Genomic DNA, 22,775 nt, shown 5'->3' on the forward strand with positions numbered 1-22,775 from the left:
CGCCGAACCCAACGATAACGATGCCCCGCTATCGATCACAATCGAAGACTGCCCCTGGGCAATCACCGGCCGGATTCTACCCCAGGTCGGCACCGTTCGACACCGCTGACGACCCGCTGGGGTTTGACACCGATCCCGGCGGCGCTGCTTGCCACGGCAATGGCACCATCAAGGGCCGTATTCCACTGACAGCTTCCGGCCTGACGAAACCGTCTGACCACGCGATCGGCGGGATGGCCGTATGCATTGAGATAGCCGGCGCTGTAGATCACGCGACTCGGCTTGAGCAGGTCGATCATGCGCTGTGAAGAGCTGCCGTGACTGCCATGGTGGCCGGCCACCAGCACATCGACGGGCTGCTGGTAATGGGCAACAATGCGGGATTCAACGCTTTTGCCGGCGTCACCGGTGATCAGAAAGCGATGATGGGCGCTTTCGATCAGCAGTACGCAGGAACGATCATTTTCCCCTGCCGGCATGGTGGCCGTGCTGCGCGGCCAGAGAAAGGTAAAGCTGACGCCATCCACTCGCCATGAGGCGCCGGCACGGCAGGGCCTGAGTGCATCGACATCGATGGTATCCGGTAGCGGCGCCCACCAGTGATCGACCCTGTGAACCGACTTGAGTACGGAAACGCCCCCGGCATGATCCATGTCGCCGTGCGACACGATGACGCCGTCAAAGTGCTGAGGATCATCCCAGAGCGTGGTAATCGCCATAAAACCCGAGCGTGAGCGCGGGCCGCTGTCATAAAGCCAGCGCCCGTGGGCCGTGCGAATATCGATCAACTGCCCCTGACCAACGTCATGGACCACCAGCGACAGCTCCCCGCTTTTCAGCGCGGGCGCGCTACTGCTTCCCAGACACAAAAGAACTGCCATGGCGCTGGCCGTCCATCGCCATGAACGTGCCAGCCCGGGCAGCAGCCATACCAGACAGATCAGAAACTCCATGACGGCCAGAGGCCCTATCTGTTCGTCGCCAGGCTGCCACCGGGGCTGCCACTGTCGAACCTGTTCGAGGCTGGCTTCAAAGATATGGGCGGTCTGTCCGAAAAGCCACCAGAGCCATTGCCCGGCGCCCGGTACAGGGGATAGCAACCAGCCAAGCAGTGCCAGCGGCACCATGATCATGGAAACCCAGGGGATCGCGACGAGGTTGATCAAAAGCGAAAGGCTGGCCAGCTGATCAAACACAAGCAGCGTGGCGGCACCGGTTGCCAGACTCAAAAGCCCCTGGCTTCTCAGCACCGCGTACCACCAGCGCGGCTTCTCCCGCCAGCGCCAGGCCAGTATCAGCACGGCAACGGCGCCAAAGGAGAGCCACAGCCCCGGACGCAGTAGAGAAAGAGGTGCGGTCATGATGACAATCAAAAGCGCCAGCCACCATGCCTGCCATACGCCGGGAGCATGCCGACCACTGCCGGTCCAGAGCGCAATGAGGGTCATGATGGCCGCGCGCACGGCCGGCGGCGCAAACCCCGACAGGGCGGCATAGGCCACGGCTGCCAGCCCCGCCAGACACCAGGGCCAGTTAAGCATGCGCCAGCGACAGGGCTGAAGTCGTCGAGCCAGAAAGCGAGCGAGAAACAGTACCCAGCCCGATACCAGCCCAACATGAAGCCCCGAGATCACGGCCAGATGCGTCGTACCGGTCTCCCTGAGCAGTGTCCACTGCGCCGTTTCCAGCGCACCACCGTCTCCCAGCGTCAGCGCCTGCAGCCAGCGCCGGGTAAAATCATCATGCACGCGTGAAGCGAGCCAGCGCTGAGTCAATGCCGGTCCGACGCCCTTTTGCAGGCGCCTGGCGCTTTCCGGGTCACGCACGTAGCCGGTGGCCCCAAACCCCTGGTCGACAAGCCATGCGCCATAGTCAAACCGGCCGGGATTGCGAAAGCCGTGTGGCGGCTTTAGCCGTGCCGTCAGCCGCCATCGTTCCCCGATTTCAAGCGCCGGTGGCCGATACCAGTCGAGACGAACGTTTTGAAGCCTGTCACAGGCCGGCAGCCCGGCCGGCTCCCGGCAGCTCGTGACCGCAAAATCAATTCGTGCGCGCCCTTCCAGACGCTTCAGCGACACAATGCGTCCGGTCAGCGTCACGTCCTGTCGGGCCAGCCCCTGCGCCAGCGGTTCAGGCCACTGTGTCACGCCGTGATACAGCGCAAGGGTCAACACAAGGGCCATGAGCAACAACAGCCGGTGATACAGTGCTGCCGCCAACAGCCAGAAAAGCGCAACCGCCCACAGCCATGTTTCCTGAGGCAGCCGCACCAGCAAGGCACCGACGCAGGCTGAAAGACACAGCAGCGGGAGACGGATACCTTTTGCGCAATCAATCAGTTCACGACGAATGGGCACAAAACGCTCATGATATTCAGAAAGATTTTCCTCATCCGCGGGGTTCAGGGATAATGGTGACCTCGTTTAGTCAGGACGCTGCCTGATGCTGCGCCGATTTATTCAACGCTATCTGCCGGACCCGGAGACCATTCGGCGCCGTAAATCGCTTCGCCTGATTCACCCATTGCTCGGTAACCCTGCGCTCTGGCTGATCACGCGGCGAAGCATCGCCAATGGCATGTCCGTTGGACTTTTCTGCGCCCTTCTGCCGATTCCCGGACAGATGCTGGTGGCAGCTCTTGGCGCCTGGTGGCTGCGCGGCCATCTGCCGCTGGCCCTGGCGCTGGTATGGCTGACCAACCCCCTGACCATGCCTGTCGTGTTCTATGTGACTTACCGGGTGGGTGCCTGGGTGCTGCAGACACCGCCGCGCGCCCTGCCCGATGAAGTCAGCGTCAGCTGGTTTGCCAATCAGCTGGTCGACATGATGCCGTCCCTGATCATCGGGTCGCTGGTCTGTGCCCTCGTTATCGGCATCGTAGCCAACATCTTGACGCGCCTTTGCTGGCGCTGGCACATCCTGCGTATCTGGCGCAAACGCCGCCTGCACCGGCGCCAGCGCTGAGCTCTCCCCCGAGCCCGCGCGCAATGATCCACCGCCACGTTTCTCCCCGGCGTTTTTTAAACTATGTTGGTTCTGCCTGACTCGCAGGCATGTCTATCCATTATCGACAGGGAAGCCGACATCATGGATCTGGGAATTACCGATCGCGTCGCCATTATTACCGGTGCCAAGGGTGGGCTGGGGCTTGCTGCCGCGCGTGAGCTTGCCAATGAAGGTGCAAGGCTTGTTCTGTCCGACATGGACATCGAGCAGCTTGAAAAGGATGTCGCAAAGATGGAGGGCGAAATCATTTGCCACAAGGCGGACATCACCCGACAGGAAGATGTTGATGCGCTGGCGCAGGCGGCCATCGATCGTTTTGGCACCATTGATATAGTGGTCCACACGGCCGGCATTACCGGCGCCAAGGGTCATCCTCTTGAAGTCGGCGATGAAGACTTCGAGGACACCTGGCAGATCAACTTCATGTCCGCCGTTCGCATGGCACGCGCCACCTTTCCCACCATGCGCGCAAAGGGCTGGGGACGCTTTGTCTGCATCACCTCGGAAAATGCCGTGCAGCCCTACTGGGATGAAGCCGTCTATAACGTTTCCAAGGCAGCGCTTGCCACGTTCGTCAAAAACCTGGCCTATGGCGAGGCGGAAAACGGCATCCTTTGCAATACGGTCTCGCCGGCATTCATTGAATCGCCCATGACCGATGGGATGATGGACAAGCGCTCAACGGAGAACAGCTGCTCCTTCGATGAGGCGGTAGAAAGCTTTCTTGAAGAAGAGCGCCCCGGCATCAAGCTCAAGCGCCGTGGACAGCCAGAAGAAGTCGCTGCTGCTATCGCGCTGGCCGTCTCCGAGCGCGGCTCGTTTATCAGCGGGTCCAATATTCGCGTTGACGGTGGCGCCGTGATGTCCGTTCAGAACTGATCAATGACTGGACAAACGAAAGGCCCGTCAGCAGAACTGACGGGCCTTTTTTCGTACGTACAAATCACGATCAGGTCATGACATCGGGGGCCAGGCGCCCCTGATCAAGGCGCAGCACCCGGTCCTGATGCCGGGCGATCGCCATATCATGGGTGACAACCACGAACGCGCTGCGTGAGCGCTCGGCCACCTCATCCATCAAATCCAGAATCTGGCGCGCCGTTACCTGGTCAAGGTTACCGGTGGGCTCATCCATCAGTACCAGGCTCGGGTCCGTCACCAGCGCGCGCGCAATGGCCACACGCTGGCGCTCGCCGCCTGAAAGCTCTCCGGGCTTGTGTTCGCCTCTGGGCGCCATACCGACCCTTTCAAGCAGCGTTTTGGCTTTTTTGGCGGCCTCACTGCGGCTTTGACCGCGAATGATCAGCGGCATGGAGACATTCTCCAGCGCCGTGAACTCAGCCAGCAGATGGTGAAACTGATAAACAAACCCGATGTGCTGATTGCGAAACCGACCGATGGCGGACTCGGAAAGTCCCTTGATCGAGCGTCCGCCGATCAGTATTTCGCCCTGTGTCGGCCGGTCCAGCCCCCCCAGCAGATTCAGCAGCGTGGTCTTGCCGCTGCCGGAACTGCCGACCACTGCGATTCGCTCGCCGGCAGCCACGCTCAGCTCCAGATTGTCCAGCACGGTCAGATCCTGCGGACCTTCCTGATAGACGCGTGTCAGAGATCGGCACGCCAGCATGGCATCGCCTTCCAACGGCTTTCCCGCATCGTATTGACTACTCATAGCGCAGCACCTCGGCCGGTTGTACGCGCGCGGCTCGCCACGCCGGATAAAGGGTCGACAGGAAACTCAGCAAAAGGGCCACGCCGGTGACGACCAGAACATCCGACAACTCAAGACGTGAGGGCAAATAGCTGATGAAATAAACGCTGGGATCAAGAAACTGGATACCGAATGCGGATTCGACCCAGCTGATGATGTCGGCAATCGACAGCGCCAGCCCGATGCCGGCAAGAACGCCCAGAACGATGCCGATAATCCCGATGGTAATGCCCTGCACCATGAATATGCCCATGACGGCGCCGGGTGTGGCACCCAGCGTGCGCAAAATGGCGATATCGGCGTGCTTGTCGGTGACCACCATGACCAGCGTCGAGACAATATTGAACGCCGCTACCGCCACGATCACCATCAGCAGCAGTCCGATCATGCGCTTTTCCATTTGAATGGCCTGAAAAAGATTGCCCTGCGTATAGGTCCAGTCGATCCCGCGGTAGCCAGGCGGCATGGAATTGATGATGTCACGGGTGACGCTGTGCGCCTGGAAGAGATCGTCGAGCTTAAGGCGCACCCCCTGAGCTTCACCGGACTGGCGTGCCAGCGTTTTCATGTCACCCAGACTGGTATAGGCAAGGTTGCCGTCAAGCTGTGCCCCCACCTGAAACATGCCGGACACGGTAAAACGCTTCAAACGGGGAAAAACGCCGCCGGGGGTAATGGACGCCTCGGGGATCAAAAGGGTGACGCTATCGCCCAGCCCGACCCCCAGATTTCTGGCCAGGGAGCTGCCCAAAACGACATTCCACTCCCCGGTCTGAAGGGAGGCCAGCGTGCCGCCCACCATGTGGTTACCAATAATGGAGACCTTTTCCTCGGCATCAGGAAGAATGCCCTCGATCATGGCCCCCTGCGTCTGACCATTGGAGGAGAACATGCCCTGCTGCTCGATATAGGGCGCTGCTCCCACGACATGGTCATGTTTTTGCATCTGCTCTGCCAGCGCACGCCAGTCGTTGACGCCGTTTTGCGCCTCGATGCGGGTGTGCGGGACCATGCCCAGTACACGGGTTCTCAGCTCATGGTCAAAGCCGTTCATGACTGAAAGCACCAGAATCAGTACCGCCACGCCCAGCGTCAGGCCGAGCATCGAGGTCAGCGAGATAAAGGAGATAAAATGGTTGCGCCGCTTGGCTCGCGTATAGCGAAGCCCGATCAGGAAGGGAATTCGATCAAGCATTGTTGGCCTGGGATCCAGTGACAGGAGTCGGTATGGTACGGACTTTTGAACCACCCTGCATCAGGCGTCGCCTTAATCCCTGTCAGTGGTAAAATACGACTCGGGCCATGCGCCAACACCTGCAGATTTCTGCCCCACCGATCGAGCGGATAACACAGTTGCCATGAATCAGGGCCTCTCTCCCCGTCAGTTTCTACCCGAATGGACCCCCCAGCAGGCCGTCATGCTCAGCTGGCCCGGTCGTGATAGCGACTGGGCCTCACTGCTGGAGGCCATCGAGACCACGTTTGTCACCCTGATCGAGGTGATCGCCCGCTATCAGCACGTGCTGGTGACCCTGCCGGATGATGACACCCGCCAACGCCTGGCCACAGTGCTTGCCAACCTCGGCGTGCCCGATAGCCGGCTATCGCTGGTCATCGCCCCCGGAGACGACACCTGGGCCCGCGATCATGGCCCATTGACCGTCATGGCAAACGGCCGCCCGCTGCTGCTGGACTATCGTTTTACCGGCTGGGGGGGCAAGTTTCCCGCCGAGCGGGACAATGCGATCAACGCCATGCTGGCAGAGCAGGACCTTCTGGCGGCTGAACTGCAGAGCCTGCAGCAGGTCGTGCTGGAAGGTGGCGGTGTGGAAACCGATGGCCAGGGGACGCTGCTGACCACGCGCAGCTGCCTTTTGAACCCCAACCGCAATCCTCACCTTGATCAGGCAGACGTGGAGTCACACCTTAAAGAGTATCTGGGCATCAACCGTGTGCTATGGCTTGAAAACGGCTATCTGGAAGGTGACGATACCGACAGCCATATCGATACGCTGGCGCGCTTTTGCGACGAGCACACCATTGCCTACGTGCGCTGTGATGACCCGGGCGACCCGCACTTTGACGCCCTGAGCGCCATGGAGCAGGAACTGAAGGCGTTTCGCCGCACCGATGGCAAGCCCTATCGGCTGATTGCCCTGCCCTGGCCGCGTGCCTGTCTTGATCCGGAAGATGGCCATCGTCTGCCGGCAACCTATGCCAACTTTTTAATCATCAATGGCGCGGTCTTGATGCCGTCCTATGCCGACCCGGCCGATGTCACCGCACTCATGGCGTTGTCAGAAGCTTTCCCGACGCGCGACATCATCCCCGTCGACTGCCGTCAGGTGATTCGACAGCACGGCAGCCTGCACTGCCTGACCATGCAGCTGCCCAAAGGGTCGCTGAAAGTGATCGAAAACTGATGCGTGGAGAGATTGAATGAAGGAAAGCATTGAAGTCGGTGTCGTTCAGCAAAAGGCATGGAACGACAAGCCACGAAGCCTGACCGAGAGTGAGCGAGGCATCCGCGCCCTGGCGCAGCGCGGCGCAAGGCTTGTGCTGCTGCAGGAACTGCATGCCACACGTTACTTCTGCCAGTGCGAGGACACCGACGTCTTTGATCTGGCAGAGCCGCTGGAAGGCCCGACCACACAGTTTCTGGCCGGGCTGGCCAGAGAACTCGATATCGTGATCGTGGGCTCCATTTTCGAGCGTCGTGCGCCGGGGCTTTATCACAATACCGCCGTGGTACTCGACACCGATCGCGGCCTGGTCGGCACCTATCGCAAGATGCATATCCCCGATGATCCGGGCTTTTACGAGAAGTTCTACTTTACCCCCGGTGACGCCGGCCACCAGAAAGGCTTCACTCCCATCGACACCTCCGTGGGCCGTCTGGGGGTACTGGTCTGCTGGGATCAATGGTATCCCGAAGCCGCACGCCTGATGGCGCTGGCCGGTGCCGACATGCTGCTCTATCCCACGGCCATTGGCTGGGACCCGGCCGATGAAGCGGATGAAAAGCAGCGTCAGAAGGATGCCTGGACCCTGATACAGCGCTCGCACGCCGTGGCCAACGGCATTCCGGTACTGGCCGCCAACCGGGTTGGTCATGAAGAAGATCCCAGCCATGTCGGGCGTGGCATCGATTTCTGGGGCGGCAGTTTCATTGCCGGTGCACAGGGCGAGATTCTGGCACTGGCCGGTGAGAACACCGAAGAGCTTTTGGTGACCCTGTCGCCGACGCGCAGCGAGCAGGTACGACGCATCTGGCCCTATCTACGTGACCGTCGTATCGACGCCTACGGCGACATTACCCAGCGATACCTGGACCGCTGAGCCGACCAGCCCTACTGCCGGTATCTGCCCAAGCGAAAAGGCAGATACCGGCACTTATTGCGTGATGACTGTCACATCGTCTTTATGATAAAAGATAACGGTATATTCAGAAAACAGGGATGGACCCGGTCATGTCGCTGCAATATCAACTCATGGCAGAGCTGGAAAAGGCCTTCGACGATCTGGTGGAAGCCTCGCAAGCCCTGATCGCCAATGCGAGACAGCATCCCCCGGTCATGTGGCGTTTTGACGGAGACGCCGACATTGACTGGCTGATGCGGGCACTGACCGATTACTGGTATCAGGATGGGCAGGATGGGCGCGCAACACGCGATCATGTGGGCGTGGTCGTCGCCAATGACGTGCTGCTCGAACACGCACTGGAAGTCAACCGGTGCAAGGACGCCTTCGCCCAACAGCTGGGTGTGGCCCGAAAACAGCATCCCGCCATGATCGCCGAGCTTAAGGCCACGCTGCCCTTTCGCCACCCCGTTTTGCACGACCATCTCAAGGGAAGCGGCATGGCGCGCCTGCATCTCAAGCAGTGCTGGCGACGCCTGCCAATTGCAGACGCGCCGGTGTCACGCATTCGACTCGCCTGGTATTCCAGCGGCCGGTCCATCAAGCGCATGAGTGTGGCCGAGGTCGAAGCCAGACTGGCAAGGCTCAATAATGAAGCCGCCCACGTGCAGATTCAGTATCGATTGCTGGCCTCCCTTCCCGACGGAGAAATGCTGGCGCAGGTACAAGCCCAGGCGCCCCTGATGCGGGCCAACCTGTTTTTCCGTGAACCGCTGGAAGATGGGCACACACGCCGCGCCATGAATGTGGCGCTGCCGCTTTTTGTACCCGCCCCGGACAATCGACTGCCGCAGATCAACCAGCCCGCGCTTCAGCCGCCTGAAAAACGTACCCGGGCGTTGCGAGGTGATTCAAAAATCGAAAGCGAGCCCTTTATTCCCAGCCTTCGTATCCATCGCTATCGGCGTTGATCAGAAATCGCCATCTGGTAACGGCATTTTTTTGAGATGAAGGTGATGACTCAGGCGGATAAGGGGGCGAATCAGCATCTGGGCGCTGCCGATGACAAAAAGCCAGGTGCCGAGACTCATGAGCGATGAATAAAAAAAGCAGATGCTACCCGCCAGAAACCAGAGACCAATCAGCACATCGTTGATGATGCCAACCACCTCATAGCGACGATGAATGACCAGCGCATGATGATCCAGAGTCAGCGTTAGATCATGTCTTTTACCGGGGTGCGAACGGTTTCTCATAACAGACATGACACTAGCCTCATGATGGTGGCGTTGAAAACAACGACGCCGACTCGGGCGTCGGCGTCGTGGCATCCATGGCAGGCTCATCAACCTAGTGCAGTCGGTTAAGCCCGTTGTGTGCTGCAATGCGATAGGCTTCCGCCATGGTCGGATAGTTGAAGGTGGTGTTCACGAAATACGCCAGCGTATTCGACTCGCCCGGCTGATTCATGATGGCCTGACCGATATGTAGAATTTCGGAGGCCTGATCGCCGAAGCAGTGAATGCCGTGAATCCTGAGCGTTCGCGGGTCAAACAGAATCTTGAGCATGCCCACAGTGTCCCCGGTAATCTGGGCACGGGCGGTATCCTTGAAAAAGGCCTGCCCTACTTCGTAAGGGATTTTCGCATCCGTCAGCTCCCGCTCGGTCTTTCCCAGTGAGCTGATTTCGGGAATGGTATAGATACCCGTGGGAATGTCATCGACAAAGCGCGATGCCTTGCTTAATGCATCGCCGGACGCCGAGCGCCCCTGATCATAGGCCGCGCTGGCAAGACTCGGCCAGCCGATGACGTCGCCGGCGGCATGGATATGCTCGACTTGCGTACGATAGTTGTTATCGACCTGAAGCTGGCCACGCGAGTTTGACTCAAGGCCTGCGTTGTCGAGTTTAAGCGTATCGGTGTTGCCCGTTCGGCCATTGGCCCACATGAAGGCATCGGCACGCATCGTCTTGCCCGACTTGAGGTGCAGCGTAACGCCGGACTCATCTCCCTCGACACGGGAGTATTCCTCGTTGTGACGAATCTGTACGCCACTGTTGCGCAGATGATAGGACAGCGCGTCACTGATTTCGGCGTCCAGAAATGACAGTAGCCGCTCACGGGTATCGATAAGGTCAACCTTGACACCCAGATTGGAAAATATCGAGGCGTATTCACAGCCGATAACGCCGGCACCGTAGATCATGATGCGACGCGGCGTATGCGACAGCCCAAGGATAGTATCGGAGCAGTAAATGCGTGGATGGCGGAAATTGACATCCGAAGGCCGATAGGGGCGCGAACCGGTAGCGATAACTATGTTTTCGGCCACCAGCGACTCTCTGGCGCCATGCCCGTCGGCCACCTCAATGGTATGGGCATCGGCAAAGGAAGCGGTACCAAAGAAGACATCGATGCGGTTTCGCGCATAAAAGCGCGTCCGCATTGCCACCTGATCCTCGATCACACGACGAGAGCGCTCCAGCATGCGAGGAAAGGAGACCCAGCGAGGCTCTCCAAGGTCCCTGAACATGGGATTGTTGTTGAACTGAACCACCTGTTTGACCGCATGGCGCAGCGTTTTTGAAGGGATGGTGCCCTTGTGCGTACAGTTGCCGCCCACGGATGACTGCAGTTCGACAATGGCCACCCGCTTGTCATGCTTGGCAGCATTGACGGCAGCACTTTCACCCGCTGGCCCTGCGCCCAGTACCACAACATCATATTGATGGGTCGACATGATGTATCAGGCCCCCGGCTTACGACTTGCATCGAAAGCCAGCTCGGGTCTGGGTGCTGCCAGCCTCAGCTGTTCCTTGCGCTGCTGCTCTTCACAGATCTCATCCTTGCCACCACAGATGTCACAGCCCTGCTTGAGCCCCAGATTGTTAAGACCACCGCACGAGCCGCTGATAGGCTTGCGCCCCAACAAAACGCCTACCGACATGGCGCCCACGATAAGCAGCATGACTGCCAGAACCATCAACCATAACAGCATGGGTTGCTCCTGTTCGTTGTCGGTCATCACCAACCGCGATTGACCGTCATTCCATTTTAGCCGCCCGGTCCACCCAACTACCAATGGCGGCCACATAATCGTATCAATAGGATTTAAACAAAAACGGCATCGGGAAGACCGATGCCGTGGCAGGAAGCGCTGGATCAGCCGCCGAAATCATCAAGCAGAATGTTTTCCGGCTCGACCCCCATGTCGAGAAGCATCTTGACGACCGAGGCGTTCATCATCGGCGGCCCACACATATAGTACTCACAGTCTTCGGGGGCAGGATGGTCCTTCAGATAGTTTTCATACAATACGTTATGGATAAAGCCGGTCTTGCCGGTCCAGTTATCCTCGGGCTGCGGATCCGACAGAGCCAGATGCCATTCGAAGTTGGGATTTTCTTCCTGCAGCCGGTCATATTCCTCGTTATAGAACGATTCGCGGACCGAACGGGCGCCATACCAGAAAGAGATCTTTCGCTCGGTACCCAGACGCTTGAGCTGATCGAAAATATGGCTTCGCATGGGTGCCATGCCGGCACCGCCACCGATAAAGATCATTTCGGCATCGGTATCCTTGGCGAAAAACTCACCGAAGGGACCATACACCGTGACCTTGTCGCCTGCCTTGAGACTGAACACCCAGCTCGACATGAGACCCGGCTGGTGACCCGAGTCAGGCGGCGGCGTGGCAATACGAATATTGAACTTGAGAATGCCCTTCTCTTCCGGATAGTTGGCCATGGAATAGGCGCGAATCACCGGCTCGGTCGTTTTGGTTTTCAGCTTGAAAAAGCCGAACCGGTCCCAGTCACCCCGATACTCTTCAGCGATATCGAAATTGCTGAAATCGACCTCATACGGCGGCGCTTCAAGCTGCATGTAGCCACCGGCGCGGAAGGCCACATTTTCACCTTCGGGCAGACGCAGCGTCAGTTCCTTGATGAAAGTGGCCACATTGTCGTTGTCGACAACGCTACACTCCCATTTCTTGACGCCGAAAACGTCCTCGGGCACTTCGATCTTCATGTCCTGCTTGACCGGCACCTGACAGGAGAGACGCCAGCCTTCTTTCTTTTCACCCATGGTGAAATGGCTCTCTTCAGTAGCGAGGATCGACCCGCCACCTTCCTGTACACGGCACTTGCACTGCGCGCAGGACCCGCCGCCGCCGCAGGCAGACGACAGGAAAATGCCCTGACCGGCCAGGGTCTGCAAAAGCTTGCCCCCGGCCTGCGTCTTGATGGTGCTTTCCGGGTCACCATTGATTTCAATGGTGACCTCACCGCTGCTGACCAATCGGCTGCGAGCGGTAAGGATAATGGCCACAAGGCCCAGAATAATCAGCGTGAACATGACCACGCCAACGATAATGACAGAGATATCTACCATGACTCGTTTCCTTGCTCAGTCGATGATCCGCCGCTTACAGCTGAACGCCGGAAAACGACATGAAGCCCAGTGACATCAGACCAACCGTCAGGAAGGTGATACCCAGTCCCTGAAGTCCGGCCGGCACATCGCTGTACTTGAGTTTTTCACGAATACCGGCCAGCGCTGCAATGGCCAGTGCCCAGCCAAATCCTGCACCAAGACCGTAAATGACCGATTCGCCAAAGGCATAGTCGCGCTGCACCATGAAAAGCGCCGCCCCCAAAATGGCACAGTTCACCGTAATCAGCGGCAGATAAACACCGAGCGCGTTGTAGAGCGCGGGCACAAACTTGTCGAGAAACATCTCGAGAATCTGAACAATGGCTGCGATAACGCCGATATAGCTCAAAAGACCCAGAAACGACAAATCGATGTTTTCGGCACCTTCAACACCTGTCCAGGACAGCGCACCGGCCTTGAGCAGATAGTTGAGGATCAGATTGTTGGCCGGCACCGTGATGGTCAGTACCACGATAACCGCGACACCCAGACCAATGGCGGATGATACCTTTTTGGATACGGCCAGAAAGGTACACATGCCCAGAAAGAAGGCCAGCGCCATGTTCTCGACAAATACGGCCTTGATGAACAGGCTAAGGTAATGTTCAAACATCACGCGCTCCCCTCGGCAGCCTGCGGCTTGGTGTTGGTAGTGATTTTGAACTCGTTGCTTTCAACCTGTTCCGGGTTGAAGCTTCTGATGGCCCAGATCAGCAGTCCGATCACGAAAAACGCCGACGGTGGCAGCAGCATCAGACCATTGGGGAGGTACCAGCCGCCATCGTTGACGGTCTGCATGATGGTAATGCCGAACACGGACCCTGACCCCAGCAGCTCGCGGAAAAATCCGACGGCCAGCAGAATGAAGGTATAGCCCAGCCCATTGCCGACACCGTCAAGAAAGCTCAGGCCGGGGCCATTTTGCATGGCGAAGGCTTCAGCACGTCCCATGACGATACAGTTGGTAATGATCAACCCCACAAACACCGACAGCTGTTTGGAGAGGTCATAGGCGAAAGCTCTCAGGAGCTGATCCACCACGATGACCAGTGAGGCGATAATGGTCATCTGAATGATGATACGAATCGATGACGGCATGTGATTGCGGATCAACGAAACAAACATGTTCGAAAATGCCGTAACCGCAATAACCGCCAGCCCCATGACCAGTGACGTGCTCATGGAGTTGGTGACCGCCAGCGCACTGCAGATCCCGAGAATCTGCAGTGCAATGGGGTTATTCTGAAATATCGGAGTTATCAGCAGACCTCTGGCCGTATCAGTTTTCGCCATGATCAAGCTCCTTGTGAAGTGTCACGAAAGCGCGCCAGATAGTTGGCGAAGCCTTCGTCGCCCATCCAGAACTGCAGCAGGTTAGTCACCCCGGTACTGGTCAGGGTAGCACCGGAAAGCGCATCCACCTTGTGCTCGGCATCAGGCGTGTTGCTGCCAACGCCGCCCTTGACCAGTCGAATCGCGGGGTCGTTGCTGCCTTCAGGATAGACTTCCTTGCCGGGCCAGAGCGATTTCCAGCGCGGGTTGTCGACTTCGCCGCCAAGCCCGGGTGTCTCACCCTGCTCATAAAAGGAAAGACCCACGACCGTGTTGCCGTCGCCTTCAAGGGCCAGATACCCCAGCATCAACGACCACAGCCCCTGCCCGCGTACCGGCAGGATAATCTCGTCGGGATTGTCAGGATCGCCCACCAGATAGACCGTGGCGTAATTTTCAACACGGCCGCCGATGCCCGCCCGATCCTGACTGCCGCCCAGCGTGCGCGACATGGCCGGGTCCTGGGTCGAGGCGATCTGATCGAAGCGGTCAGGGTCGATATCATCAGCATACTCACCGCTTCGCAGATCCACCACGCGCTGGGTAATCTCGCCGAACTGCTGATCAACGCTTTGTCCGGGCTCAAGAAGGTTGGCGACCTGCAAAATGTTGGTCTTGCGATCGAGCTCCTGATTCTGCTGCTGTGTGGGCCTGAGCGCCACGGCCGCCGTGGAAACAACCACGGAGCAGACAACACACAGTGACAGTGCCACCGTCAGCGTTTTCTTGATCGAATCATTACTGGCCATCAGGCAACCTCCTTATCCCGTGACGGCATGAGACGCTTTTGCCGACGTTTGACATTGGCCTGAACGATAAAGTGGTCGATCAGCGGTGCAAAAAGATTGGCAAACAAAATCGCCAGCATGATGCCTTCAGGAAACGCCGGGTTGGCGACCCTGATCAGTACCGTCATGAATCCGATCAATCCGCCGAAAATCAACTTGCCGGTGTTGGTCATCGAGGCCGATACGGGGTCAGTCGCCATGAAGATCATGCCGAAGGCGAAGCCACCGATGACCAGATGCCAGTACCAGGGCAGTGCAAACATCGGATTGGTATCGGAACCGATCAGATTAAACAGCGTCGATGTGGCAACCATGCCGAGAAAAACGCCCAGAATGATGCGCCAGGAGGCAACCCGGGTCCAGACCATGATCAGACCGCCCAGCAGAATCATCAGCGTGGAAGTTTCACCGATACTGCCCTGGATGAATCCGAAAAAGGCGTTAAGCCAGGGCGTCTGCGCGGCCAGCTGATCTACCCCACCCTGAGCGGCGGTGGAAAGCGCCGTTGCACCGGTATAACCATCGGCAGGCACCCAGACGGAGTCGCCCGACAGCTGCGCCGGATAGGCAAAATAAAGAAAGGCACGCCCGGTCAATGCCGGATTAAGGAAGTTCTTGCCGGTTCCGCCAAAGACCTCCTTGCCGATGACCACGCCAAAGGTAATGCCCAGCGCCACCTGCCACAGCGGCACGGTGGCCGGCAAAATAAGGGCAAACAGCACCGAGGTCACGAAAAAGCCTTCATTGACCTCATGACCGCGGCGAATGGCAAACAGCACTTCCCAGAAACCGCCCACGATAAAGGTCACGGCATAGATGGGCACAAACCATGTCGCTCCGAGCACGAAGTTGGCCCAGATACTGCTCGGGTCATGCCCTCCTGCCAGCGCCATGACAATCGATTCACGCCAGCCCGTCAGCACGCCGTAATCACCAGCGATGGCAACGTTGGCCTGAAGACCCGCGTTATACATCCCAAAAAACATGGCTGGAAAAGTACACATCCAGACCGTGATCATGATGCGCTTGAGATCGATGCCGTCGCGCACGTGAGAGGTTGAACCGGTCACATGCCCCGGGGCATAAAAAATGGTATCGACCGCCTCATAGAGTGCATAGAAGCGCTTGTACTTCCCGCCCTCATGAAAGTGGGGCTCGATATTATCCAGTAAACGACGAATCCCCATCATCAGACCTCTTTCTCGATCGTTGTCAGATTGTCGCGCAGGATCGGGCCGTACTCATACTTGCCCGGACAGACGTAGGTACAAAGTGCCAGATCCTCCTCGTCAAGTTCCAGACAGCCCAGCTGCATGGCGACTTCTATATCCCCAACGATCAACGAACGCAAAAGCTGCGTTGGCAGAATATCCAGCGGCATGATCTGCTCATAGGAACCGATCGGCACCATGGCCCGCTCGGAGCCATTCGTGCTGGTATTGGGTCGAAAGGAGGCCGGCCGTGTCAGGCGCGACAGATAGATACCGGTAGCGGAGTGCCGGTCAAGTCCCAGAGAAAGCCAGCCAAGAAGCGCTCGCTTGTGGCCCTCTTCGATCAGCGAGACCTGTAGATGGTAGCGTCCGAGATAGGCAGTCGCCTCTCGGGCCGTACTGCCACCAAACACTGATCCCGAGATAACACGAACATCCTGATCGCTTTCGACCTCACCGGCAAGCAGCTCATCAAGGCTTGCACCCAGCCGGGTACGCACCAGACGCGGCTTTTTGGCCGCCGGGCCGCCCAGCGCCACGACGCGGCGCGTATCCAGTCGACCTTCGGTGAACAGCGTGCCGATCGCCATGACATCCTGATAGTTCAGGTGCCAGACCTGACGACTGATGCCGACCGGTGAAAGATAGTGTATATGGGTACCGGCAAGCCCCGCCGGGTGAGGGCCGCCAAAGCTTTCCTGTTTGACGCCGTCAAGTTCACCACCGCCAATCTCGGCACCGGGAGCGGTGCACAGATAGACCTGCCCTTCGGTCAGATGCCGAATGATCCTGAGTCCGTTGACGAAATCTTCACGACGCTCCTGGATGATGGGCGCCGGATCGGCACTCAGGGGATGCGTATCCATGGCCGTCACGAAAATGTTGAGCGGCTGCTCGGACACCGACGGCACACGTGAAAAGGGTCGCTTGCGAAAGCTGGTCCACAAACCGGTTGCCACCAGTCGATCGACAACCGTTTGACGTTCAAGCGTATCGAGATGGCCGGGGTCGTGACGCTCAAGGGCGGACGTTTGGCCATCACTGCTGTCATCAATGCGAATGACCACCGACAGAAGGCGGCGCTTCTCACCACGGTTGATGGCTACTACCTCACCGGCGGCAGGCGCCACATAGCAAACGCCTTCGGTTTTCTTGTCAGTGAAAAGTACCTGACCAAGCGATACCCGGTCTCCCTCGCGGACTTCCATGGTCGGCCGCATGCCAATGTAATCAGGGCCAAGAACAGCCACATGCTTCACCGGCTGACCATTTTCGATGGTCTGGGAAGGTGAACCCGCGATGGGGAGATCCAGGCCTCGTTTGACTTCGATCATAGTCTCGCCCAGTAGTCGAATCTGATGCAGTCATGCAGGGTTTGATAACCGTTTGACGCAAGCTATTGATAGCAACCGTTATTCCCGGTGATCCCCTTGGGTGATGATCAATCAGATGAGATGTTTCGGTGATCCGCCAGAGCGGACATGATTTAACACGGTTTAAAAACCAGCCGTATTATAAGGAGCCGGGACATGAAAAACCACATGAGTTACAAGGGATTCACATTGAGTGCGGGGGTCTCCTGGACCAAAGTCCAGGAGAAAATGGGCTGATTTCAGTTTGGCGAAGGAAAGGAAGGAAGGCGTGCATGCGCCATATGCTGTACCAGCCGAATGACCTGGGCGCTGTAGCCGAATTCATTGTCATACCACACATACAAGACGATATTTCTACCGTCAACGATGGTGGCCTTGCCATCGACGATCCCGCCATGACGGTTGCCCACAAAATCCGATGACACCACTTCCGGTGAATCGACAAAATCGATCTGGCGACGCAGCTTCGAATCGATCGACATTTCACGAAGGTAGGCATTCAGGGATGCCCTGTCGCACGCCTTTTCAAGCGTCAGATTCAAAATTGCCATGGAAACGTTGGGGATGGGTACCCGAATGGCATTACCTGTGAGCTTGCCTTCAAGCTCCGGCAGCGCCCGTACCACTGCCCTGGCAGCACCGGTCTCGGTCAACACCATGTTCATCGGTGCACTGCGCCCGCGACGTTCGGCCTTGTGATAGTTGTCGGTCAGGTTTTGATCGTTGGTGTAGGCATGCACCGTTTCTACATGGCCACGCTCGATGCCGAAGCGGTCCGACAGGCATTTCAGCACCGGCACGATGGCATTGGTGGTACACGACGCCGCCGACAGGATCTGCTCGTTTTCATCGGCTTCCTGTTCGTTGATGCCGTAGACGATATTTTTGATATCGCCCTTGCCCGGTGCCGTAAGCAAAACACGCGCAACACCCTTCGCCTGCAGATGCTTCGAAAGCCCTTCCCGATCACGCCACTTGCCGGTATTGTCCACCACGATAGCGTTATCGATACCGTAAGCCGTGTAATCGATACTTTCCGGTGACTCGGCGCGAATGAACTGAATATGATTGCCGTTGGCAATAATGGCATCATTGTCGTGATCCAGGCTCAGCGTTCCAGGGAACGGACCATGGATGGAATCGCGCCGCAACAGGCTGGCACGCTTTTCCAGATCCGAGCTGTCGCCACGCACGACAACCCCGCGCAGCCTCAGCATGCGCCCACTGCCGACGCGTTCAATCAGAAGCCGGGCCAGCAATCGCCCGATGCGGCCAAAGCCATAAAGCACGACATCCCGGGGGGGCTGCGAACCGCCCTTGCCCTGCTGCCCCACAATGGGATCAAGGGCCTTTCTCAAAAAGCCCATGACATCACGTTCGCCACTGCGCTTGTAGGCCACGGCCAGCTTGCCGATATCGATATGGGCCGGGCCGGGTTCAAGCTCGATCAGGCGCTTGATCAAAAGGAAGGAGTCGCTAACCTCCAGCTCGACGTTTTCAGCATGGCGAGCATAACGATGATGCTTTAACAGCTGGATAACCGACTGATTGACCATGGAACGACCATACATCAGCGGCACGACCTGGCAGGTTCGATAGAGACGTCCCAGAAGCGGGATCATCTCCTCGGCCAGTGCTTCCTGCGCCTGCCACTGCTGCAGACACGTTTCTTCTTTTTGCGTACTCACGTCAGGTTTCCTTGCAGTGAACGAAAACCTGCAGCGCCTGCCCTTGTTTTATTTGATATCCGTTTCGGTATCGTCGGGCACTCTCTCGGCAGCTGCAATCTTAAGGTGCGGCATTATCGAAAGAGTGCGACCTCCTCACAATGGTTGTGTAGTCGCAAACATGTAGTCTCACTACACCAAAGCATGGCTTGACAAGCGTTATGGCCTTTATACCGCTCGCTGGCTGCGGGTCTTTGATACCAGAAAGCACATTTCGATACCGTTTCAGCCTCGCGACCATGCGCCATGAACAGGGTCTTTATACCCTGTGATGACAGACTTTAACGCAAACCTCTTTTACATCGACGATACTGTCCGCATTTTGTCCACGTGCCCATGATCTGAAGTGACCCATGCCATCGCATAACACCATCAGCCCCCTTGCGCCCCCCGCGCTTGCCCCTGCCCGGGAAAACACACGCTGGCGACTGCCCGAGGGCAGCGCTGATGCGCTTACCATGGCTCATCTGGCCGGTGCCGAGAATACGCCCCTGCTTGTGATTACGCCGGACTCGGCGAGCGCCCAGCGCATGGCGCTGGCACTGCGCTTTTTCAGCGATCAGGAAGTACTGGTCTTTCCCGACTGGGAAACCCTGCCCTATGACAGTTTCTCGCCGCATCAGGATATTGTCTCGGAGCGCCTGCGCACCCTGCGACAGCTTCAGCACCAGTACCAGAGCATCGTTCTGGCGCCGGTCAACACCCTCATGCAGCGTCTGCCTCCGACCGACTATGTCGCCGTGCAGGCCCTGCATCTGGAAACCGGCATGTCGCTGGACCGCCAGCATTTTCGCCAACAGCTTCACCTTGCCGGCTATCGTGCGGTTGAAACCGTTTATGAACCGGGCGAATACGCCTTTCGCGGCGCGCTTATCGATCTTTACCCGGTCGGCAGCGAGCACCCGCTACGAATCGATCTGTTTGATGATGACGTCGATACACTGCGTCATTTTGATCCCGATACACAGCGCTCCACGGATCGTATCGAGCGCATCGAGCTACTGCCGGCACACGAATATCCGCTGACACAGGACGCCATCGCCCGGTTTCGCGAGGGCTTCGAAACGCTTTTCGATGTCGACCCGCGCCACTGTCCGCTGTATCTCGATGCTCTGCAGGGCATCCCCTCTCCCGGTCTTGAGCAGTACCTGCCGCTGTTTTTCGAGCACACCTCGACGCTTTTCGATCATATTGGCAGTGACCTGCGCTGCGCGCTGATGCCGGGCAGCTTTGACGCCGCCGAAGGCCACTGGCAGTCCATTACCGGACGATATGAAAACCTCGGCGTTGACCCGACCCGCCCGCTTTTGCCGCCCATAAAGGCCTTTGTGCCGGTGGCAGAACTTTTCGGACATATCAACCGCTATCCGCGTCTGCAGTGGCGCACGGATGATGAGGGCACCCCTGTCGAAGGGGCAGCCCTGCCCGAAATCGCCATCGACGGTCGGGCCGCGAAACCGCTGGCAGCTCTGGAGCAGTTTCTGGCCGCCCACGACGATCTTCGCGTTTTGTTTGTGGCGGAGTCCCGTGGCCGGCAGGAAGCACTGCACGAAACCCTGGCGCCCTTGCGGCTGTCCTTGAGCGATACCGACAGCTGGCAGAGCTTTCTCAATGCCGGTCAGTCTCATGCCCTTGTGGAAGGCGGGCTTGAGCGCGGACTCTGGCTTGAAAGCGAAAAGCTGCTGGTACTGACCGAAACCGAACTACACGGCGAGATCGTGCGTCAGAGCCGGCGGCGCAGCCGTGCCACGGACGACAACGAGCTGGCCGTACGTCATCTCTCCGAGCTCAGAGAAGGCGCACCGGTCGTTCACAAGGCACACGGCGTCGGTCGTTACCTGGGGCTTGAAACCCTGAATGCCGGCGGCATGCCGGCCGAATTTCTGACGCTGGAATATGCCAGCGGCGCCCGTCTTTATGTGCCGGTTGACAGTCTTCACCTGATTTCTCGCTACGCCGGCGCCAGCGACGACAGCGCCCCGCTGCACAAGCTGGGCAGCGACCAATGGGAAAAGGCGCGGCGCAAGGCGGCAGAAAAGGTTCGCGATACGGCCGCCGAACTGCTCGATGTCTATGCCAGACGTGAGGCGCGCGAAGGCTTCGCCTGCGAACCGCCCGGGCAGGAGTACGCCCGCTTTGCCGCGACCTTCCCTTTTGAGGAAACGCCCGACCAGCGCATGGCCATTGATGCCGTGATTCACGACATGACCTCGACCCAGCCCATGGATCGCGTCATCTGTGGGGACGTCGGTTTTGGCAAGACGGAAGTGGCCATGCGGGCCGCCTTTCTGGCCGTGCAGTCCGGACGCCAGGTGGCCGTACTGGTACCGACAACACTGTTGGCACAGCAGCACTTCGACAATTTCCGCGACCGCTTCGCCGACTCGGCCATCAATATCGATATCCTGTCACGCTTTCAGGGCGGCAAGCTGCAGTCGCAGACGCTTGAACGTCTCAATGATGGTCGCATTGATATCGTCATCGGCACGCACAAGCTGCTCGGCAAGGAGCTTGAGTTTGCCAACCTGGGACTGGTCATCGTTGATGAAGAGCACCGCTTTGGCGTTCATCAAAAGGAAAGGCTCAAATCCCTTCGCGCCGAGGTCGACATCCTGACCCTGACCGCCACGCCCATCCCGCGGACGCTGTCGATGGCGATGAGCGGTATGCGCGATCTTTCCATCATCGCCACGCCGCCGGCGCGACGGCTGTCGGTCAAGACCTTCGTGCAGCAGCGCAATCAGGCCGTTCTCAAGGAGGCCGTGCTGCGCGAGCTGTTGAGGGGTGGTCAGGTCTACTATCTCCACAACGAGGTCAAATCGATCGAGGCCACGGCCGAAAAGGTCCGCGAACTGGTGCCGGATGCCCGCGTGGGCGTCGCGCATGGTCAGATGGCCGAGCGCGCCCTGGAGCGTGCAATGTCGGACTTCTATCACAAGCGTTTCAACGTGCTGGTGTGCTCCACCATCATTGAAACCGGCATCGATGTGCCCAGCGCCAACACCATCATCATCGAGCGAGCCGACAAGTTCGGCCTGGCCCAGCTCCACCAGTTGCGAGGGCGCGTAGGCCGTTCACACCATCAGGCCTACGCCTATCTGCTCACCCCGCCACCTAAACAGATCACCACGGATGCGACCAAGCGCCTGGAGGCCATTACTCAGGCAGAAGATCTGGGCGCAGGCTTTACGCTTGCCAGCCACGATCTGGAAATTCGCGGTGCCGGGGAACTGCTGGGCGAAGAGCAAAGCGGTCAGATCGAGACCATCGGCTACAGCCTTTACATGGAAATGCTCGACCGCGCCGTCAATGCCATTCGAAGCGGCAAGACGCCCAACATCGAAGCCCCCATGTCGGAAGGCGTGGATATCAGCCTCGGGCTGCCGGCGCTGATCCCCGAAGACTACATGCATGACGTGCAGCAGCGTCTGGTCATGTACAAGCGGATCAGCAACGCCAAAAACGATGGGGAGCTACGCGAGCTTCAGGTCGAGATGATCGATCGATTTGGACTGCTGCCGGAGCCGGTCAAACACCTTTTCCGCCAGGCCACCCTGCGTTTCAAAGCCGAGCGGCTGGGCATTACGCGGCTGGAGGCCGGCGACAAACGTGGACGAATACAGTTCAGTTCGGAAACCTCGGTCGAGCCCATGACGCTGGTGCAGATGATGCAAAAAGCGCCCGATCAGTACCGTCTGGATGGGGCCGATACCCTGCGCTTCGAAAAGCCCATGGAAAGCGCTGAGACGCGCTTTGCCGCCATCGAAAGCCTGCTGGATCATTTCAACCAGAAATCCTGAAATTTCCAGAGCGGCCGGGCAGTCCCGG

General features: G+C 58.4%; 19 protein-coding genes. 6 read left to right on the forward strand and 13 right to left on the reverse strand.

The features are described from left to right. Positions 1–62 precede the first annotated feature (62 nt). Entirely contained in the window at positions 63–2,357 is a 2,295-nt protein-coding gene (locus ACXMYO_RS06375) for a DNA internalization-related competence protein ComEC/Rec2 (RefSeq protein WP_457808156.1), read from the reverse strand. An 85-nt stretch (positions 2,358–2,442) separates the two neighbouring features. On the opposite strand from ACXMYO_RS06375, the gene ACXMYO_RS06380 reads away from it, so the two are divergent. Further along, entirely contained in the window at positions 2,443–2,964 is a 522-nt protein-coding gene (locus ACXMYO_RS06380) for a DUF2062 domain-containing protein (protein WP_438767556.1), read from the forward strand. Positions 2,965–3,087: 123 nt separating this feature from the next. Further along, the gene (locus ACXMYO_RS06385; RefSeq protein WP_457808157.1) at positions 3,088–3,885 is read left to right on the forward strand and encodes an SDR family NAD(P)-dependent oxidoreductase; all 798 of its coding nucleotides are present in this window, start codon (positions 3,088–3,090) and stop codon (positions 3,883–3,885) included. A 70-nt stretch (positions 3,886–3,955) separates the two neighbouring features. Here the strand turns inward: ACXMYO_RS06385 and lolD are convergent, their stop codons facing one another. Both lolD and ACXMYO_RS06395 read right to left on the reverse strand, forming a co-directional pair. Next, positions 3,956–4,678 (reverse strand): lipoprotein-releasing ABC transporter ATP-binding protein LolD, encoded by a 723-nt coding sequence (gene lolD, locus ACXMYO_RS06390; protein ID WP_457808158.1) that lies wholly within the window; start codon positions 4,676–4,678, stop codon positions 3,956–3,958. Beyond that, positions 4,671–5,912 (reverse strand): lipoprotein-releasing ABC transporter permease subunit, encoded by a 1,242-nt coding sequence (locus ACXMYO_RS06395; RefSeq protein WP_438767560.1) that lies wholly within the window; start codon positions 5,910–5,912, stop codon positions 4,671–4,673. Before ACXMYO_RS06395 ends, lolD begins: the two co-directional genes overlap by 8 nt. A 163-nt stretch (positions 5,913–6,075) precedes the next feature. Between ACXMYO_RS06395 and ACXMYO_RS06400 the strand changes: the two genes are divergently transcribed. The 3 genes from ACXMYO_RS06400 (at position 6,076) to ACXMYO_RS06410 (ending at position 9,048) form a co-directional block, all read left to right on the forward strand. Beyond that, positions 6,076–7,140, forward strand: a complete 1,065-nt coding sequence (locus tag ACXMYO_RS06400) for an agmatine deiminase family protein (RefSeq protein WP_457808159.1) — start codon at positions 6,076–6,078, stop codon at positions 7,138–7,140. Between the two features lie 16 nt (positions 7,141–7,156). Then, a complete protein-coding gene (locus ACXMYO_RS06405; RefSeq protein ID WP_457808160.1) occupies positions 7,157–8,056 on the forward strand; it encodes a carbon-nitrogen hydrolase in 900 nt (299 codons plus the stop codon). Between the two features lie 131 nt (positions 8,057–8,187). Continuing rightward, positions 8,188–9,048: a DNA replication terminus site-binding protein gene (locus tag ACXMYO_RS06410; protein ID WP_457808161.1), complete on the forward strand. Its 861-nt coding sequence runs from the start codon at positions 8,188–8,190 to the stop codon at positions 9,046–9,048. Here ACXMYO_RS06410 and ACXMYO_RS06415 read toward each other — a convergent pair whose 3' ends face one another. The 10 genes from ACXMYO_RS06415 to ACXMYO_RS06460 all read right to left on the reverse strand — a co-directional run bounded on the left by ACXMYO_RS06415 (position 9,049) and on the right by ACXMYO_RS06460 (position 18,908). Then, positions 9,049–9,342, reverse strand: coding sequence for a YrhK family protein (locus ACXMYO_RS06415; protein WP_457808162.1), 294 nt, complete (start codon positions 9,340–9,342; stop codon positions 9,049–9,051). A gap of 85 nt (positions 9,343–9,427) precedes the next feature. Further along, a complete protein-coding gene (gene sthA, locus ACXMYO_RS06420) occupies positions 9,428–10,819 on the reverse strand; it encodes a Si-specific NAD(P)(+) transhydrogenase (protein ID WP_438767566.1) in 1,392 nt (463 codons plus the stop codon). A gap of 6 nt (positions 10,820–10,825) precedes the next feature. Further along, a complete protein-coding gene (gene nqrM, locus ACXMYO_RS06425) occupies positions 10,826–11,077 on the reverse strand; it encodes a (Na+)-NQR maturation NqrM (RefSeq protein WP_438767568.1) in 252 nt (83 codons plus the stop codon). Between the two features lie 164 nt (positions 11,078–11,241). Further along, positions 11,242–12,474, reverse strand: coding sequence for an NADH:ubiquinone reductase (Na(+)-transporting) subunit F (gene nqrF, locus ACXMYO_RS06430; protein ID WP_438767569.1), 1,233 nt, complete (start codon positions 12,472–12,474; stop codon positions 11,242–11,244). Positions 12,475–12,508: 34 nt separating this feature from the next. After that, a complete protein-coding gene (gene nqrE, locus ACXMYO_RS06435) occupies positions 12,509–13,129 on the reverse strand; it encodes an NADH:ubiquinone reductase (Na(+)-transporting) subunit E (RefSeq protein WP_115853001.1) in 621 nt (206 codons plus the stop codon). Then, a complete protein-coding gene (locus ACXMYO_RS06440; RefSeq protein ID WP_115853000.1) occupies positions 13,129–13,809 on the reverse strand; it encodes an NADH:ubiquinone reductase (Na(+)-transporting) subunit D in 681 nt (226 codons plus the stop codon). The genes nqrE and ACXMYO_RS06440 overlap by 1 nt, the downstream gene beginning before the upstream one ends. 2 nt (positions 13,810–13,811) lie before the next feature. After that, positions 13,812–14,600, reverse strand: a complete 789-nt coding sequence (locus tag ACXMYO_RS06445) for a Na(+)-translocating NADH-quinone reductase subunit C (RefSeq protein WP_438768422.1) — start codon at positions 14,598–14,600, stop codon at positions 13,812–13,814. After that, complete coding sequence (locus ACXMYO_RS06450) at positions 14,597–15,826, reverse strand: NADH:ubiquinone reductase (Na(+)-transporting) subunit B (protein WP_457808163.1); 1,230 nt, start codon at positions 15,824–15,826, stop codon at positions 14,597–14,599. Before ACXMYO_RS06450 ends, ACXMYO_RS06445 begins: the two co-directional genes overlap by 4 nt. Further along, positions 15,826–17,181 carry a Na(+)-translocating NADH-quinone reductase subunit A gene (locus tag ACXMYO_RS06455; RefSeq protein WP_457808164.1) on the reverse strand — a complete coding sequence of 452 codons (1,356 nt, stop codon included), beginning with the start codon at positions 17,179–17,181 and terminating at the stop codon, positions 15,826–15,828. The genes ACXMYO_RS06450 and ACXMYO_RS06455 overlap by 1 nt, the downstream gene beginning before the upstream one ends. Before the next feature lie 278 nt (positions 17,182–17,459). Further along, positions 17,460–18,908: a glyceraldehyde-3-phosphate dehydrogenase gene (locus tag ACXMYO_RS06460; RefSeq protein WP_457808165.1), complete on the reverse strand. Its 1,449-nt coding sequence runs from the start codon at positions 18,906–18,908 to the stop codon at positions 17,460–17,462. Between the two features lie 392 nt (positions 18,909–19,300). Here ACXMYO_RS06460 and mfd point away from each other — a divergent pair, with 392 nt between their 5' ends. Then, complete coding sequence (gene mfd, locus ACXMYO_RS06465) at positions 19,301–22,747, forward strand: transcription-repair coupling factor (protein WP_457808166.1); 3,447 nt, start codon at positions 19,301–19,303, stop codon at positions 22,745–22,747. The last annotated feature ends 28 nt before the right edge of the window (positions 22,748–22,775 follow it).

The organism is Kushneria sp. EE4 (assembly GCF_977968315.1).

Bases quoted from the DNA above. Each gene is read 5' to 3' on its own strand.
- ACXMYO_RS06380 (WP_438767556.1), top strand. From the start codon at position 2,443: ATGCTGCGCCGATTTATTCAACGCTATCTGCCGGACCCGGAGACCATT.
- ACXMYO_RS06385 (WP_457808157.1), top strand. From the start codon at position 3,088: ATGGATCTGGGAATTACCGATCGCGTCGCCATTATTACCGGTGCCAAG.
- lolD (WP_457808158.1), bottom strand. From the start codon at position 4,678: ATGAGTAGTCAATACGATGCGGGAAAGCCGTTGGAAGGCGATGCCATG.
- ACXMYO_RS06395 (WP_438767560.1), bottom strand. From the start codon at position 5,912: ATGCTTGATCGAATTCCCTTCCTGATCGGGCTTCGCTATACGCGAGCC.
- ACXMYO_RS06400 (WP_457808159.1), top strand. From the start codon at position 6,076: ATGAATCAGGGCCTCTCTCCCCGTCAGTTTCTACCCGAATGGACCCCC.
- ACXMYO_RS06405 (WP_457808160.1), top strand. From the start codon at position 7,157: ATGAAGGAAAGCATTGAAGTCGGTGTCGTTCAGCAAAAGGCATGGAAC.
- ACXMYO_RS06410 (WP_457808161.1), top strand. From the start codon at position 8,188: ATGTCGCTGCAATATCAACTCATGGCAGAGCTGGAAAAGGCCTTCGAC.
- ACXMYO_RS06415 (WP_457808162.1), bottom strand. From the start codon at position 9,342: ATGTCTGTTATGAGAAACCGTTCGCACCCCGGTAAAAGACATGATCTA.
- sthA (WP_438767566.1), bottom strand. From the start codon at position 10,819: ATGTCGACCCATCAATATGATGTTGTGGTACTGGGCGCAGGGCCAGCG.
- nqrM (WP_438767568.1), bottom strand. From the start codon at position 11,077: ATGCTGTTATGGTTGATGGTTCTGGCAGTCATGCTGCTTATCGTGGGC.
- nqrF (WP_438767569.1), bottom strand. From the start codon at position 12,474: ATGGTAGATATCTCTGTCATTATCGTTGGCGTGGTCATGTTCACGCTG.
- nqrE (WP_115853001.1), bottom strand. From the start codon at position 13,129: ATGTTTGAACATTACCTTAGCCTGTTCATCAAGGCCGTATTTGTCGAG.
- ACXMYO_RS06440 (WP_115853000.1), bottom strand. From the start codon at position 13,809: ATGGCGAAAACTGATACGGCCAGAGGTCTGCTGATAACTCCGATATTT.
- ACXMYO_RS06450 (WP_457808163.1), bottom strand. From the start codon at position 15,826: ATGATGGGGATTCGTCGTTTACTGGATAATATCGAGCCCCACTTTCAT.
- ACXMYO_RS06455 (WP_457808164.1), bottom strand. From the start codon at position 17,181: ATGATCGAAGTCAAACGAGGCCTGGATCTCCCCATCGCGGGTTCACCT.
- mfd (WP_457808166.1), top strand. From the start codon at position 19,301: ATGCCATCGCATAACACCATCAGCCCCCTTGCGCCCCCCGCGCTTGCC.